This window comes from Streptomyces sp. GbtcB7, from assembly GCF_019091445.1.
GTDB lineage: Bacteria > Actinomycetota > Actinomycetes > Streptomycetales > Streptomycetaceae > Streptomyces > Streptomyces mirabilis.
The window spans coordinates 186,058-200,988 of record NZ_JAGXJM010000006.1 but is presented as its reverse complement, the minus strand read 5'-3'; the positions used below and the strand labels follow the sequence as shown (position 1 = coordinate 200,988).

Sequence of the window (14,931 nt, the reverse complement as noted above, 5' to 3'; positions counted from 1 at the left end):
GACCGTGGCGGCAGACGGCTGGACTGGGAGCAGTAGACCATCGTGAGCAGCGAGAACTCTTCGGCGGACGACGAACAGCGGGTGTGGGACGTCGTCGTGGTCGGCGCGGGGCCGGCGGGCGCCTCGGCCGCCTATGCGGCAGCGGTCGCGGGACGCAGCGTCCTGCTGCTGGAGAAGGCGGAACTGCCCCGCTACAAGACGTGTGGCGGCGGCATCATCGGCCCCTCGCGCGACGCCCTGCCGCCCGGCTTCGAACTACCGCTCCAGGACCGGGTGCACGCGGTCACGTTCTCGCTCGACGGCAAGTTCACCCGCACCCGGCGCTCCAAGCAGATGCTGTTCGGGCTCATCAACCGGCCCGAGTTCGACCAGCAGCTCGTCGAGCACGCCCAGAAGGCGGGCGCCGAGCTGCGCACGGGAGTGACGGTCTCGCGGGTCGAACAGCACGGGTCCGCCGTGCCCGACCGGCGCACCGTCGCCGTCGTCCTCCAGGGCGGCGAGACCGTGCTGGCGCGGGCGGTCGTCGGGGCGGACGGCAGCGCCAGCCGCATAGGGGCGCACGTCGGGGTGAAGCTCGACCAGGTCGACCTCGGCCTGGAGGCGGAGATCCCGGTGCCGGAGACCGTCGCCGAGGACTGGCAGGGACGGGTCCTGATCGACTGGGGTCCCATGCCGGGCAGTTACGGATGGGTGTTCCCCAAGGGGGACACGCTCACCGTCGGCGTGATCTCCGCGCGCGGCGAAGGCGCCGCCACCAAGCGGTACTTGGAGGACTTCATCGCCCGGCTCGGGCTCGCCGGCTTCGAGCCGAGCATCTCCTCCGGGCACCTGACGCGCTGCCGCGCCGACGACTCCCCGCTGTCGCGAGGGCGCGTGCTGGTCTGCGGCGACGCGGCGGGGCTGCTCGAACCCTGGACCCGCGAGGGCATCTCCTTCGCGCTGCGCTCCGGGCGGCTCGCGGGGGAGTGGGCGGTACGGATCGCCGAGGCGCACGACGCGGTGGACACCCGGCGCCAGGCGCTCAACTACGCCTTCGCCATCAAGGCGGGGCTCGGCGTCGAGATGGCCGTCGGCAAGAGCATGCTCGCGGCCTTCGAGCGCCGGCCGGGCATGCTCCACGCGGCGATCACCAGTTTCCGGCCCGCCTGGAGGGCGTTCGCCGGGATCACCCGCGGTTCGACCACGCTGGGTGAGATGGTGCGTTCCCACCCGATGGCAGGGCGCGCCCTGTCCGCGCTCGACCGGCGCTCGGCCGTCGCCGCGCCGACGGTTGCCGAGAGCACTCCGACCACGGAGTGACCGTTGGGCGCGGAGCCGCGTCCGTGGCCGTGTGCGTGTCCGTCTCCGTGGCCGTGGAGTGGCCGGTGGCCGGCGGGGGTGTCCGTCGGCTTCCGGCCGGTCAGCTCGTGACCGTGATCCGGAAGACCGGGTGGTCGGGGGCGATGCGCCGCAGCTCCTCGGGGGACGAGTCGGGGCCGACGCCACCGAAGAAGACACCGACCTCCGCCTTCCAGCGCTTGAGGTAGGCACGCAGCAGCGGAACCTTGTCGTCGTCGCCGACCTCGGTCGCGGTGAACGTGTCCACCCTCTTGCCGAGGCGCAGCTCGCCGCCGCCCGCGGCCCGCATGTTGTGCGTCCACTGGACGTGGCCGCGGGGGGCGACCAAGTACTGCTGTCCGTCCACGGTGAGCAGATTGACCGGGGTGGTGCGCCACGCGCCGCTCTTGCGGCCACGGACGGCCAGGACCCGTGAGCCCCAGATGCTGAGACCGCGACGGGTCATGAACGCCACGCAGCGGTTGAAGACGTTGACGGTGAACCAGCCGGGCTTCTGGACGTGCGTGGACATGATGACCCCCATCGGTTGCGAGAGCGCCGCTCTCTGAGTGGGAGCGCTGCTCTCTTTTGTGAGCACCGCTCTCGCTTGAGAGCAGTCTGCATGAGATCAGTGATCCAAATCAAGAGCAGTGCTCTCGTTTGTGTGCACTGCTCTGAAAACGTGGCAGACTTCCCGCATGAGTACCGCACGCGGAGCACGCGCCCGAGCCAGGATCGAGGTCACCGCGGCCATCAAGGAAGAGGCGCGCAGACAGCTCGCCGCGGAGGGCGCCGCCAAGCTCTCGCTCAGAGCCGTCGCCCGGGAGCTCGGCATGGTCTCCTCCGCGCTCTACCGCTACTTCCCCAGCCGTGACGACCTGCTGACCGCGCTCATCATCGACGCCTACGACTCCCTCGGCGAGAGTGCGGAGGCGGCGCACGCACAGGTCGCGGGCGCCGGGCCGCGCGAACGCTGGATCGCGGTGTGCGTGGCGGCGCGCCGCTGGGCCCTGGAGCAGCCGCACGAGTACGCGCTCATCTACGGTTCGCCCGTGCCCGGCTACACCGCGCCGGACACGACCATCCCGGCCGCCTCCCGCGTGGGACTACTGCTGGTCGGCATCGTGCGTGACGCGTATCGGGGCAAGGGGGTGGCCCGCACCCCGCTGCCGCCCGAGCTGAAGGCCGAGGCGCAGCGGATGGCCGCCGACCTCGCGCCCGACCTGCCGCCCGAGGCGGTCGCGGCGCTCGTCGCCGCCTGGGCCCAGCTCTACGGGCTGATCGGGTTCGAGCTCTTCGGGCAGTTCAACCGGCTCGTGGAGGACCGCGAGCCGTTCTTCCGGCACGCGGTGGACCAACTCGCCCACGGCGTGGGCCTGGTGTACCCCGAGCCGACCGGGACCCGGGGCAAGGGGAACGGCACGGGCGGTCCCTGACGACGACCGGGTGGTAATCCGTGGAGGGATCGGGTGGTACTCCGTGGGGAGTACGCGTGATCACCTCGCCCGGCTGACGCCCCCGGCGGCCCGTGCCGTCTAGCGTGACCGTCATGGAAGAGCAGCGAACCCCCAGGTCCCCGGTGTGGGGCGGGGTACCGCCGTGGTGGCGGCACGGGCCACCGGGGTGGCGCCGATGGAGCGGCGAGGACCATGGTGACGGGCGCGGCGGGCACGGCGGGCACGGTGACCGGTGGCCGTGGCGTTCCACCCTGCTGCTGACCGTCTTCGTGCTGGGTGGCTCCCAGTTCGCGGCGCACGCCCAGGACGGCGAACGCACCCCCCTGGACCTCTTCGCGAGGGCGTTGCTGATCCTCGGCACGGGCCTGCTGCTGTGGCGGCACCGGCACCCGGTGCTCGTCGCCTTCGGCACGGCCGCGGCGGCGCTGGTCTATCTGGCCGCCGGATATCCGTACGGGCCCGTCTTCGTCACCGTGGCCGTCGGTTGCTTCGGCGCGGTCGTCGCGGGGCACCGCTGGGCCGCCTGGACGGCCGTCGGCATGCTGTGGGCCAGTCATCTGCTGGTGGGGCACTGGCTCTACCGTTGGTTGCCGCCCTCGGGGGACCGGGCCGCCCCCTGGAACCAGGAACTCGGCTTCCTCACGTGGGGCGTGCTGGTCGTGGTGGTGTCGGAGCTGGCCCGGATACGCCGTGAGCAGTGGGCCCGCGACCGCGCCGAACGCGCGCGGGCCGCCGCCCGGCGCGCCGACGAGGAGCGGCTGCGGATCGCCCGTGAACTGCACGACGTCCTCGCCCACAGCATCTCCGTGATCAACGTCCAGGCGGGCGTCGGCCTCGCGCTTCTCGACTCCGACCCGGAACAGGCGCGCACGGCGCTCACCACCATCAAGGAGGCCAGCAAGGAGGCGCTCGGCGAGGTCCGCCAGGTGCTCGACACACTGCGTACGCCGGGGGAGGCGCCGCGCGCGCCGGCGCCCGGGCTCGACCGGCTCCCCGAACTCGTCGAACAGGCGGCGAGCGCGGGTCTGACGGTCGGGATCGAGAAACCCGGCGGCGTTCCGAAGCTTCCGCCGGGTACCGACCTCGCCGCGTTCCGTATCGTCCAGGAGGCCCTCACCAATGTCGTACGGCACTCGGGATCGCGGCACGCGCGCGTGCGGCTCGAAGCCGCGCAGGGCACGCTGCGATTGCGGATCGACGACGACGGACCCGCGACCGGCACCGACGCGGGCGGCAGCGGCAACGGGCTGGCCGGTATGCGAGAGCGGGCCGTCGCCCTCGGTGGCACGATCGAGGCGGGCCCGCGCGACGACGGAGGCTTCCGGGTGCTGGCCGTGCTCCCGCTGAAGGTCAAGGAGGACCGGTGAACGGTGAAGGAGAGCCGGCGGATGGCGCAGGAGAGCCGGTGGGTAGCGGGGGAGGATCGGTGGACGGCGCGGGAGGACCGGTGGACGGCGCGGAGGGACCGGTGATCCGCGTCCTGCTCGCCGACGACCAGTCACTGGTCAGGGCGGGCTTCAAGGCGCTGCTCGACGCACAGGCGGACCTGGAGGTGGCCGGTGAGGCGGCCGACGGCGAGGAGGCGGTGCGCAAGGTGCGCGAACTGCGCCCCGACGTAGTCCTGATGGACATCCGCATGCCGCTGCTCGACGGCCTCGCCGCGACCCGCCGTCTCACCGACGACCCGGACCTGAAGGACGTGAAGGTGGTCATGCTCACCACCTTCGAGCTCGACGAGTACGTCTTCGAGGCGATCCGCTCAGGCGCCTCCGGCTTCCTCGTCAAGGACACCGAGCCGGACGAACTCCTGCGCGCGGTACGGGCGGTGGTCGGCGGCGACGCGCTGTTGTCACCGGGCGTGACGCGCCGTCTGATCGCGGAGTTCGCGGCCCGCTCCAAGGAGCCCGCGGCCGCGGAGTCGCTCGTCCGGCTCACCGAGCGGGAGCGGGAGGTGATGGCCCTGGTCGGTATCGGACTGTCGAACGACGAGATCGCGCGGCGTCTGGTCGTCAGCCCGCTCACGGCCAAGACCCATGTCAGCCGCACCATGGTGAAGCTCGGCGCCCGTGACCGGGCCCAACTGGTCGTGCTGGCCTATGAGTCGGGGTTGGTGCGGCCGGGGTGGCTCGGGTGAGTGCCGGCCGCGCGGCCGAAGCGGACGAGCACCGTGACCACGCGTACCGCGAAGAGCGCGGTCGCCAGCAGTACCCCCGAGGTGATCAGGACCTTCTCGATGGGGAGCGGGAGATCGAAGAGCAGCGCGGGGCCGGATACGGCGCCCAGCGCCAGGCCCGCCGCGAAGGTCGCGCTGAGGAGCGCGTACCCGATCTCGATCGTCATCGCGTCCCGCTGCTCCTGCGTGCGTCTCCCCATGGTCCGAGTCTGTCACGAGGGCACGCCCGGCGGGCAAGGGGTTGCCTGCCGGGCGCGTCGGGTCGAAGTGTCGGGTCCAAGTGCCGCGTTCACGTGGTGAGTTGAGGGCGCGGGCGAACCGGATCAGTCGCCGATCGCCACCCGCCCCTCAGACTCCTCCCGTACGGAGTCCTCCCGCACGGACTCGTTCCCCACGGAGCCCTTCCCCATGGAGTCGTTCCCCACGGACCGTGCGACCACGACGGTCGGCCGCGGGCGCCGGGTCCGCAGCCCCGGCAGGGTGATCAGCAGCCCCGCCACGGCGATCCCCGTCACCACGATCAGACCGGGCCGGTAGCTGTCGAGGACGGCCTGCGGCGAGGAACCCGCCGAGGAGTTCGCGGTCACGACGGCCGTCACCACGGCCAGGAAGAGGGCGCCGCCCACCTGGACCGAGGTGTTGAGCAGACCCGAGACCATGCCCTGCTCGTGGTCGTCGACACCGTTGGTGGCCTGGATGTTGAGCGAGGGGAAGATCAGCGCGCAGGCCGCGCCGATCAGCAGCATGGTCGGCAGGATCACGGCCGCGTACCCCGGGTCGAGGCTGATGCGCAGGAACAGCGCGTAGCCGACGACCATCAGCACGAAGCCCACCGCGATGAGCCGCGGGGTCCCGAAGCGGTCGACGACGGCACCGACCTTCGTGGAGGAGAGCGCGACCAGCGCGCCGGCGGGCAGGAAGGCGAGCGCGGTGTGCAGGGCCGACCAGCCGAGCAGCGACTGCATGTACAGCGTCACCAGGAACTGGAATCCGACGTACGAGCCGAAGAACGCCATCGCGCCGAGCTGGGCGCGGATCTGACTGCCGGAGCGAAGCACGCCGAGCCGGATCAGCGGCCCCGCCGAACGCCGCTCGACACGGACGAAGACGGTGAGCAGGACGGCCACGGCGAGGAAGGACAGGAGGGTGCGGGTCGAGGCCCAGCCGACCTCGGGGGCCTGGACGACGGTGAACACCAGCAGCAGCATCGAGGCCGTGCCGAGGACGGCGCCGGGGATGTCGTAGCCGTTGTGGTCCTTCTCGCGTTCGCTGCGCGGCAGCAGCTTCAGGCCGACGAGCAGGGCGAGCAGCGCGATGGGCGCGGGCAGCAGCATGGTGAGGCGCCAACTGGCCTCGGTGAGCAGGCCGGACAGCACGAGGCCCATCGAGAAGCCGGTGGCCGCGCAGGTCGTGTAGATCGACAGGGCGCGATTGCGCAGGGGGCCCTCGGCGAAGGTCGTGGTGATGATCGACAGGCCCGCCGGGGCGGTGAACGCCGCGCTCAGGCCCTTGATGAAGCGGCTGGCGATCAGCAGCGGGCCCGAGTCGACGAGCCCGCCGAGCAGCGAGGCGAGCGCGAAGACGCCCAGGGCCACCAGGAAGACCTGGCGGCGGCCCAGCAGGTCGGCGGTGCGGCCGCCGAGGAGGAGCAGTCCGCCGTATCCCAGGATGTAGCCGCTGACGATCCATTGCAGCGTCGAGGTGGAGAGGTCCAGTTCGGAGCCGATGGACGGCAGGGCGACGCCGACCATCGACACGTCCAGCGCGTCCAGGAACATCGCGGCGCAGAGCACCAGCAGGGTGCCCCACAGCCGCGGGGTCCAGCGTCCCTCGGTGGTGGGGGTGGTGAGCGGAGAGGTCATGCGGGAGACAGTACATGCACACGCATCGGATGCAAGTGCATTTAATTCCGATGCAACAAACTCGATTCTTTGCTACGGTGCGCCCATGGCGGCGAAGAGGGCCGAGCAGGTGCTCGTGGACCAGTGGCGTGACATCCTCGCGGTGCATGCGCGCACCCTGTGCGAGCTCGACCGCGAGCTGCACCGACACGGCCTGGGCGCAAGCGACTTCGAGGTGCTGGACGTGCTGGCCGGGGGCACCGCGTCCGACGGTGACTGCTCCTACCGCGTCCAGGAGATCTCCGACCGCGTCCATCTGAGCCAGAGCGCCCTGTCCCGGCTGATCGCCCGCCTGGAGAAGGACGGTCTCGTGACGCGCGGCATGTGCCAGGAGGACCGGCGGGGGGTGCGCGTCTGCCTCACTCCGAAGGGACGAACGCTCCATGCCGAGGTGCTGCCGGTGCAGCGGGCGGTGCTGACGCGGATGCTGGCGGGCGGGACGGCCACCGGCGACTGACACCGCGGACCGCAGGCCGGAGGCCACCACACGGGACCGCAGGCCGGAGGCCGCCACACGCGGACCGCAGGTCGGAGGCAATCGCACGCGGACCGACCCGGACCGACCCGGTCGGGCCCCGGTGTCTCAGCCCCAGGTGATGCCGGACTTCTCCCGCCACAGCGCGGCGAGCGAGGTGTCACCGGTCAAGTCCGGGAACGGCAGCCGGTTCCACAGCGCCAGATAGAGCCGTGCCGCGGGCCCCGCCAGCTCGCAGTCGACGTCTCCGCCCGCCGCCACGCCCCACTCGCTGACCGGCGGCTCGGGCGACAGCCGTACGGTCCACACCGCGTCCACGTCGGTGGCGCGCACCCGCAGCACACGGGGCGTTCGGGAACGCACCTGGCTCCTCGGGCGTCCGTGGAAGCCGCGCAGCAACTCGTCGATCCCGTCCACCGCGAAGCCCCGCGTCACCGTGTCCGGCGTCTCGCCGAGCGCCGACTGCGCGTCGACCCGGTGGATGGTCGTCTCGTGCGCCTGCCGCCGTGCCCAGAAGGCGAGCGGCGAGGGCGCGGGCAGAAAGCTCCAGCAGGACAGGTCGGGCGGAGCGGCCGCGAGCGTGTCGACCAGGCGGCGGTGGCCGTCCCTGAACCAGGCCAGCAGTTCGGCGCCGTCCAGTTCGGGCAGGCCGCCGTCCGGGTGGTACGCGGCGTACCCCTCGGCGACGAACGCCGTCGCCCACCGGTGCACCATGCCCGTGTGCCGCACCAGATCCCGCACCTGCCACCCCGGGCAGGTCGCCACTTTGGCGTCGGGCCCCGCCTGCTCGGCCGCCGCGGCGAGCGACCGGCCCTCCTCGTCCAGGGTCTCCACGAACTCCGGAATCTCCATGCGGCGAGTGTGCCGGACGGAGTGGGCTCCGGGGGCCGCGGGCGCGTATCGCGTCACCTGACGGGGATCACTGCCGACGGCACGGTGGGCCGACCCGGACGCTGTCGTTACCGGCGGCGGGCAAGGAGAAGCCCCGGCTGGACGGGGGAGACCAGCCGGGGCCGTATGTCGTGGCCGGCGGAGGGCGGTCGCCTCGCGGCGGAACGCTCCATGGGGCTTCAGCCGGACGATCGTCCCCATGGGCTGTAGGTGAGACCCGGGGACACTGTCCCCTCCGCAGCCACGTACGGATCAACGGCCGACCCCCTTGAGTTGTTCCCGCGCGGCCCCGTCGCCCGCTGTGAGGTGGAGCACGCCCGCACGGTCCGCGGCGCATCCGACAGGACCAGGGGCGACGTGCCGTCAGCTCACGGCCGCCCGGCGCGTCCCGAACCCGATGAGCGCGGCCAGCGCCGCCAGCACCGTCACGCTGGTGAGGGCGACGGGCAACGAGAACCAGTCGGCCATGAACCCGATCGCGGGTGGGCCCAGGAGCATGCCGCCGTAGCCGAGCGTCGAGGCGATGGCGACACCGCCGGGGCCGGCGAGGGAGCCCGCGCGTTCGACGGCGACGGGGAAGATGTTGGCGAGTCCGAGCCCTGTGATCGCGAAGCCGAGCAGGGCCGCCCACACGGAGGGGGCGAGCGCGCCGAGCAGCATGCCGGTGGCGGCCGTGGCGCCGCCTCCCACCAACGTCCGTGTGCGGCCCAGCCGTTCCAGCAGCGTCGTACCGCCGGCCCGGCCGATGGTCATGGCGAGCGCGAAGCAGGAGTAGCCGGCGGCCGCGACGCCCGGGTGGGCCCGCAGATCCTGTTCCAGGTGGAGGGCTCCCCAGTCGGCCAGGGCACCCTCGCCGTACGCGGTGCACAGGGCGATCAGGCCGAAGACGAACACCAGCCCCCGGGTGCGTGCGTCGAGGCGACGCGGGGTCCGCTCCTCCGGCGATTGTCCGCGCTCCGGGGGCGCCGGAGGCTCGTGGCTCAGCAGGGTGCGTCCGGCGAGGGCGGTCACCAGCAGGCCGATCACGGTGAGCGCGAGCAGGTGCCGGGTGGGGGACAAGGAACCCGCCACCAGTGCGCCGAGCCCCGCGCCGATCATGCCGCCCAGGCTGAACGCCGCGTGGAAGCTCGGCATGACAGGCCGCCGCAGCGCGGCCACCAGGTCGACGGCGGCGCTGTTCATGGCGACGTTGATACCGCCGTACGCCGCTCCGAACACGAGCAGGACCAGCCCCAGCGCGACCGCCGAGTGCGTCAGCGGGGGCAGGGCCACGCTCAGCGCCAGCAGGATGCCGCAGACGACGGTCACCGGATGGCTGCCGAAGCGGCGGCACAGTCGGCCGGTGAGTGTCATCGTGATCACCGCCCCGGCCGAGACGCCGAGCAGCGCTAGCCCCAGGGCGCTCACCGAGGCGCCGGTCTGCTCCTTGATGGCCGGGATGCGCACGACCCAGCCCGCGAAGACGAAGCCGTCGAGGGCGAAGAAGGCGGTGATGGCGCCACGCAGGCGGGTGAGGTCGTCGGGGCCCCGCACGGCACTGTGCGACCGGGCTTTGTTTATTAGCGGCACAAAGTCAGCGTAGGTGGCGGGCGGGGGTGGGGCAAGGAGCCTGTCGCGTCGAGCCGGTGACCGCGGCGGGATCACGGGGTTCCGCTGGGGCGACGAGGTCCAGCGCGACTTCATCCGCGAGCACGTCATGACCGGGCGCCACCGCCTCGCCGTCGGGCTCAGCGAGCCGGACGGCGGCTCCGACGCCGCGGCGCTGCGAACCACCGCCGACGATCACGGCGGCCACTTCCTCGTGTCGCAGAGCGTCGGCGTCTCCCCGGAGACGCGCAAGGCGGAACCGCGCGACGCCCTCACCTGCGCCGGGGTGCGGCGCGTGGTGTCGCTCGGCCGGGCCGGCGGTATGCCACCGGGCCTCTCCCACGACGGCTTCCACCCCCTGCGGCGCCTCATGCGCTGGGTGAACGACGAGTGAATCGCCCTCCGATCCGCTGTCGGGATCCGAGCGCCGACGGCCCGTTCGGGTCCGGGCAAGCCAATTCCCACTCTTCCGTTACGACAGACACCCTTGACAGCTTGCGTACTGATTCGCGACGTTTGAGCCTCGCGGAACAGTTCGAGACGCGTCATGGGGGAATGGGGGGCGGTCGGCCGTGCGATCGATGAACAACGATCCTCACGCCTTAGGGGTCCGCGCTGCGAACGGTACGTCCCTCGCGGAGCCCGCGGAAGGGCGGTTGATCTGAGGTGGAGATCACGATCCACAGACCGGAGGAGCTGGGCAGTTCGCTCCTCCTGGCCTGGCATCGGGTGATGGACGAGTCGCCCGACTACGCCAACCCGTTCCTGGCCCCGGAGTTCGCGGCGGGGATCGACAGGTACCGAGGCGGGGCGCACGTGGCGGTCCTCCACGAGAGAGGGGAGCCCGTCGGCTTCTTCCCTTACGAGCGCAACTCCCTGGGCGTCGGCCGGGCCATCGGTCTCGGTCTCTCCGACTGTCAGGCCCTGGTGCACCGCCCCGGGGTCACCTGGGACACGCAGGAACTGCTGCGGGCCTGTGGGCTGTCCGTCTTCGAGTTCGACCACCTCGTCGAGGAGCAGAGACCCTTCGGCAGACATGTCACCGGGACGTTCGCCTCACCGGCGATAGACCTGAAGGTCGGCGAGGGCACCTATGCCGAGTGGCTGCGCGGCGCCTACCCGGGACTGGCCAAGACGACGCTGAAGAAGGAACGCCGCCTGGGACGCGACCTGGGCGAGATGCGGTTCGTCTACGACGAGCGCGACCCGCGGGTGCTGCGTACCCTCATGCGCTGGAAGTCCGCCCAGTACCGCAGGACGGGACGGATGGACCGGTTCGCGCGGCCCTGGATCGTGGACCTGGTGGACCATCTCTTCCGGGTCCGTGAGGAGCACTTCAACGGCGTGCTGTCCGTGGTGTACGCGGGTGACCGGCCGGTGGCCGCACACTTCGGACCGACCTCGCGCACGCTGTTCGCGGCCTGGTTCACCGCGTACGACCCCGAACTCCGCTACTACTCGCCCGGGTTGATCATGCACCTCCGGATGGCCGAGGCCGCAGGGCGGGAGGGCGTGCGGCTCATGGACCTGGGCCGTGGCGACAAGGAGTGGAAGGACTGGCTCAAGACCCGGGAGCTGCGCGTGGGCGAAGGGTTCGCGACCCGTCCCCACCCGATGGCCACGGCGCACCGGCTCTGGCGCAGGCCGGTGCGGGGCCTGCGCAACACGGTCCTGGCCCATCCCAGGCTGCGGGATCCGGCCGACCGGCTGCTGAAGACGGTCGGCACGCTGCGTACTTCGGGCCGGCCGGACTCCGGCGCGGCGGGCCCCCGCGCCCGCTGAGCGGCTTCTCCACCGACGGTCCGGGGGCCGTGCGGCATCGGTGGGGCGCGTCCACCCGGAGGGTTTCCGGGTGGTGTCGCGTGGCTTGGAGTGGCATGGGCCACGTGGTGGGTAATCTCGCGCTCCGACCGGCGGCATCGCTGCGAGCGGACCCAGGAGAAGACCCATCACCGAACCGAAGCCCGTACAGGCGGAGCCCGCCCCGGGAGATCAGCCCCGCGAGGCCGAGCAGCTGAGGGACATGCTGCGGCAGCCCGCGTACCGGTGGACGTTGGTGTTCTGCGGCCTGATCGGGATCCCGGTGTCGTTGGTCGCGTTCTGGTTCCTCGTTCTGCTGCACGAGCTGGAACGTCTGATCTGGGTGGACTGGCCGCACCATCTCGGGTGGTCGAATCCGCCGTGGTGGTGGCCGTTGCCGCCGGCTCTGGTGTCGGGTGCGGTCGTCGCCCTGGTCGTCCTGCGGTTTCCCGGCCGGGGCGGACACGTCCCGGCGGGGGGCCTGCAGCCCGGAGGTACGTCGAAGGCCGCCGTTCCCGGTGTGGTCCTCGCCGCGCTGGCGAGTCTGCCGCTGGGAGCCGTGCTCGGGCCCGAGGCGCCCCTGATCGCCCTGGGCGGCGGTCTGGCGCTGATGTTCCGGGATCTCGTACGCGTTCCCGCGACCGAGGCGAACACGGCGTTGCTCGGTGCCGCGGGCGCCGCGTCGGCCATCTCCGTGATCTTCGGAAGTCCGCTGGTGGCGGCCGTGCTCCTGATGGAGGTGTCCGGAGTGGGCGGGCCGCAGCTGTTCGCGGTGATGCTCCCCGTCCTGCTGGCCGGCGGAATCGGCGCCATCGTGTTCACCGGCTTCGGACACTGGACCGGACTGAAGACCGGGAGCCTGGAGATCGGACTGCCCGCGCCCTCCGTTCTCGACGCCGGGGACGTGGTGTGGTCGGTGCTCATGGCGGTCGTCATCGGGGCGGCCATCCACTTGATCATCGTGGGCGGGCGGATCGCGGCGCGCCTGGTGGTCGCGCATCCGTTGCGCAACACGGTGCTCTGCGCAATCGGCGCGGCCGTCTGCGCGGCGCTCTACGCGGTCCTCACCGGCCGTTCGCCGTCCGACGTCGCCCTGTCGGGCCAGTCCATCCTGGGGCAGCTCGCCACCGACCCGCACGCCTGGTCGGTCGGCAGCCTGGTGGCGGTCCTGGTGTTCAAGGGCGTCGCGTACGCGCTCTGCCTGGGCAGCCTGCGCGGCGGTCCGGTGTTCCCCGCGCTGTTCCTGGGCGGCGCGACGGGCGCCCTGCTCGCGCCGCTGCCGGGGCTCGGCGTCGTGCCGGGCGTGGCGGCGGGCATGGCGGCCTCGTCCGCCGCCGCGCTCCGGCTGCCGGTCAGCTGTGTGGTGCTGGTCGTGCTGATGGTGGGCAACTCGGGCACGGTGCCGGTGATCGTGCTCGCCGCAGTGGTGTCCTTCGTGACCACCGAACTGCTGTCGCAGGGGCCGGGAATCCCGGTGTTCAGTGATGGAGCGCGTCGAGCGCCTCGTCCAGCGTCGTCGCGGCCATGATCAGCGAAAGATGGGTGAAGGCCTGCGGGAAGTTGCCCAGTTGCTCCCCGCTGGGACCGATCTCCTCGGCGAACAGGCCGACGTGGTTCGCGTACGTCTGCATCTTCTCGAAGGCATAGCGGGCCTGGGGGAGGCGCCCCGCGCGGGCGAGGGCGTCGACGTACAGGAAGGTGCACAGACTGAAGGTTCCTTCGGAGCCGCGCAGTCCGTCGGGCGAGGCCCCGGGGTCGTAGCGGTAGACCAGGCTGTCGGAGACGAGGACGCGGTCCATGGCGTCGAGGGTGTTGAGCCAGCCGGGGCTGCGGGGGGCCAGGAATCCGACCCGGGGGACGAGCAGCAGGGAGGCGTCCAGGACGTCGCCGCCGTAGTACTGGACGAGGGCCTGCTCCTTCTCGTTCCAGCCGCGCTCCATGACCTGTTCGAGGATCGCGTCCCGGGCCCGGGTCCAGCGCACGGTGTCGGCCGGTCTGCTGAAGTCGCGCGCCAGTTTCAGGCCGCGGTCGAACGCGGCCCAGCACATCACCCGGCTGTAGGTGAAGTCCTTGCGTCCGCCCCGGGTCTCCCAGATGCCCTCGTCGGGCCGGTCCCAGGAGTCGGCGAGCCAGTCGAGGGTGGCGGCGAGCCCCTTCCAGCCGTGGTAGCCCGTCTGTTCGCCGACCTCGCGGCCCTCGGCCAGGGCGTAGAGGGCCTCGCCGTAGATGTCGAGCTGCAGTTGGTCAGAGGCGGCGTTGCCGGCCCGGACCGGGTAGGAGCCGCGGTAGCCCTCGAAGTGCTGCAGGATCTCCTCCGTCAGATGGGGGTCGCCGTCGACCCGGTACATGATCTGGAGGGGTTCGTCGTCGGGGCCCTCGCGGGCGCCCAGGCGGTCGCCCAGCCAGCGGGTGAAGCGGGTGGCCTCCTCCACGAAGCCGAGGTCGAGCAGGGCCCGCACCGAGAGGGAGCCGTCCCGCACCCAGGTGTAGCGGTAGTCCCAGTTGCGCTCGCCGCCGACCTGCTCGGGCAGTCCCATGGTGGCGGCGGCGACCGGGGCGCCCGTGGGAGCGTACGTGAGGAGCTTGAGGGTGATCGCGGAGCGGTGCACCATGTCCGTCCAGCGGCCGTGGTAGCGCGAGGTGCGCACCCACTTCTGCCAGAAGTCGACGTTCTCCCAGAGATCTTCGGTGATCCCTTCGACGGTGGGGGGCGGTGGCGCCTCCCCGTCCGGCGCGCAGACGGTGAACACCACGGCCGCCGTCTCCCCGGCGTTGAGGGTGATGGCCCCACGGACGTCCTGCCCGTCCCGTTCGAGCGGGATGCTGCCCTGGAGGTAGGCGGTCGTCCCGGGAGCCCGGAACGTCGCCGTCTCCTGCAGCGGCCTGTCGTGCGTCAGGTCGAGCTCGTGGGCGGCTCGCGCGTAGTCGAACCGCGGCCGGCATTCGAGTGTGAAGCGCACGGTGCCGCGCACCGAGCGGACGACCCGCACCAGGCTGTGCCGGTCGGTCGGTGTCGGGCCCGGCTGGACCGGCATGTGGTCGACGATCTCGCCGACTCCGTCGGGCGACATGAAGCGGGTCACCACGATGGCGGTGTCCGGGTAGTAGAGCTGTCTCCAGGTGCCTTCGGGGTGTTCGGGCGCGAGGAGGAAGTAGCCGCCGCCGTCGTGGTCGAGCAGCGCGGCGAAGATGCTCGGTGAGTCGAAGCGCGGTGCCGCGAACCAGTCGATCACTCCCTGGGACGAGACCAGAGCCGTGGTCTGAAGGTCCCCGACGAGCCCGTGGTCGGCGATGGGCGGATAGCGATCCATGTTGCTCTCCTTGTCAGGC

The 14,931-nt window shown here is 71.8% G+C and carries 14 protein-coding genes; 8 read left to right on the top strand and 6 right to left on the bottom strand.

Annotated elements, in window-relative coordinates; all coding sequences use genetic code 11:
* Nucleotides 1-42: 42 nt before the first annotated feature.
* Complete coding sequence (locus KVT44_RS12835) at nt 43-1,299, top strand: geranylgeranyl reductase family protein (protein ID WP_190169300.1); 1,257 nt, start codon at nt 43-45, stop codon at nt 1,297-1,299.
* Nucleotides 1,300-1,399: 100 nt separating this feature from the next.
* Here KVT44_RS12835 and KVT44_RS12830 read toward each other — a convergent pair whose 3' ends face one another.
* Nucleotides 1,400-1,849 carry a nitroreductase family deazaflavin-dependent oxidoreductase gene (locus tag KVT44_RS12830; protein ID WP_079089222.1) on the bottom strand — a complete coding sequence of 150 codons (450 nt, stop codon included), beginning with the start codon at nt 1,847-1,849 and terminating at the stop codon, nt 1,400-1,402.
* Between the two features lie 166 nt (nt 1,850-2,015).
* Between KVT44_RS12830 and KVT44_RS12825 the strand changes: the two genes are divergently transcribed.
* The 3 genes from KVT44_RS12825 to KVT44_RS12815 all read left to right on the top strand — a co-directional run bounded on the left by KVT44_RS12825 (nt 2,016) and on the right by KVT44_RS12815 (nt 4,908).
* A complete protein-coding gene (locus KVT44_RS12825; RefSeq protein ID WP_217567135.1) occupies nt 2,016-2,753 on the top strand; it encodes a TetR/AcrR family transcriptional regulator in 738 nt (245 codons plus the stop codon).
* A gap of 113 nt (nt 2,754-2,866) precedes the next feature.
* On the top strand, nt 2,867-4,141 hold the full coding sequence (locus tag KVT44_RS12820) for a sensor histidine kinase (RefSeq protein WP_217567134.1): 1,275 nt from the start codon (nt 2,867-2,869) through the stop codon (nt 4,139-4,141).
* Nucleotides 4,142-4,242: 101 nt separating this feature from the next.
* Nucleotides 4,243-4,908 carry a response regulator transcription factor gene (locus KVT44_RS12815; protein WP_054228788.1) on the top strand — a complete coding sequence of 222 codons (666 nt, stop codon included), beginning with the start codon at nt 4,243-4,245 and terminating at the stop codon, nt 4,906-4,908.
* Here the strand turns inward: KVT44_RS12815 and KVT44_RS12810 are convergent.
* Together KVT44_RS12810 and KVT44_RS12805 are read right to left on the bottom strand one after the other, a co-directional pair.
* A complete protein-coding gene (locus KVT44_RS12810) occupies nt 4,869-5,147 on the bottom strand; it encodes a DUF6332 family protein (RefSeq protein WP_075025559.1) in 279 nt (92 codons plus the stop codon). The genes KVT44_RS12815 and KVT44_RS12810 overlap by 40 nt on opposite strands.
* A gap of 123 nt (nt 5,148-5,270) precedes the next feature.
* Entirely contained in the window at nt 5,271-6,809 is a 1,539-nt protein-coding gene (locus KVT44_RS12805) for an MFS transporter (RefSeq protein WP_217567133.1), read from the bottom strand.
* An 85-nt stretch (nt 6,810-6,894) separates the two neighbouring features.
* Here KVT44_RS12805 and KVT44_RS12800 point away from each other — a divergent pair, with 85 nt between their 5' ends.
* Nucleotides 6,895-7,305, top strand: a complete 411-nt coding sequence (locus tag KVT44_RS12800; protein ID WP_217567132.1) for a MarR family winged helix-turn-helix transcriptional regulator — start codon at nt 6,895-6,897, stop codon at nt 7,303-7,305.
* A 126-nt stretch (nt 7,306-7,431) separates the two neighbouring features.
* On the opposite strand, the gene KVT44_RS12795 is transcribed toward KVT44_RS12800, so the two are convergent.
* Both KVT44_RS12795 and KVT44_RS12790 read right to left on the bottom strand, forming a co-directional pair.
* Complete coding sequence (locus KVT44_RS12795) at nt 7,432-8,175, bottom strand: maleylpyruvate isomerase family mycothiol-dependent enzyme (protein WP_190169304.1); 744 nt, start codon at nt 8,173-8,175, stop codon at nt 7,432-7,434.
* Between the two features lie 402 nt (nt 8,176-8,577).
* Nucleotides 8,578-9,747 carry an MFS transporter gene (locus tag KVT44_RS12790; protein WP_308313982.1) on the bottom strand — a complete coding sequence of 390 codons (1,170 nt, stop codon included), beginning with the start codon at nt 9,745-9,747 and terminating at the stop codon, nt 8,578-8,580.
* Nucleotides 9,748-9,796: 49 nt separating this feature from the next.
* On the opposite strand from KVT44_RS12790, the gene KVT44_RS57995 reads away from it, so the two are divergent.
* The 3 genes from KVT44_RS57995 (at nt 9,797) to KVT44_RS12770 (ending at nt 13,129) form a co-directional block, all read left to right on the top strand.
* Nucleotides 9,797-10,195 carry an acyl-CoA reductase gene (locus tag KVT44_RS57995; RefSeq protein ID WP_308313981.1) on the top strand — a complete coding sequence of 133 codons (399 nt, stop codon included), beginning with the start codon at nt 9,797-9,799 and terminating at the stop codon, nt 10,193-10,195.
* A 272-nt stretch (nt 10,196-10,467) separates the two neighbouring features.
* Entirely contained in the window at nt 10,468-11,583 is a 1,116-nt protein-coding gene (locus KVT44_RS12775) for a GNAT family N-acetyltransferase (RefSeq protein WP_217567130.1), read from the top strand.
* 241 nt (nt 11,584-11,824) lie between these two features.
* Nucleotides 11,825-13,129 carry a chloride channel protein gene (locus KVT44_RS12770; RefSeq protein ID WP_217567129.1) on the top strand — a complete coding sequence of 435 codons (1,305 nt, stop codon included), beginning with the start codon at nt 11,825-11,827 and terminating at the stop codon, nt 13,127-13,129.
* On the opposite strand, the gene KVT44_RS12765 is transcribed toward KVT44_RS12770, so the two are convergent.
* On the bottom strand, nt 13,080-14,912 hold the full coding sequence (locus KVT44_RS12765; RefSeq protein WP_217567128.1) for a glycoside hydrolase family 15 protein: 1,833 nt from the start codon (nt 14,910-14,912) through the stop codon (nt 13,080-13,082). The genes KVT44_RS12770 and KVT44_RS12765 overlap by 50 nt on opposite strands.
* Nucleotides 14,913-14,931 lie beyond the last annotated feature (19 nt).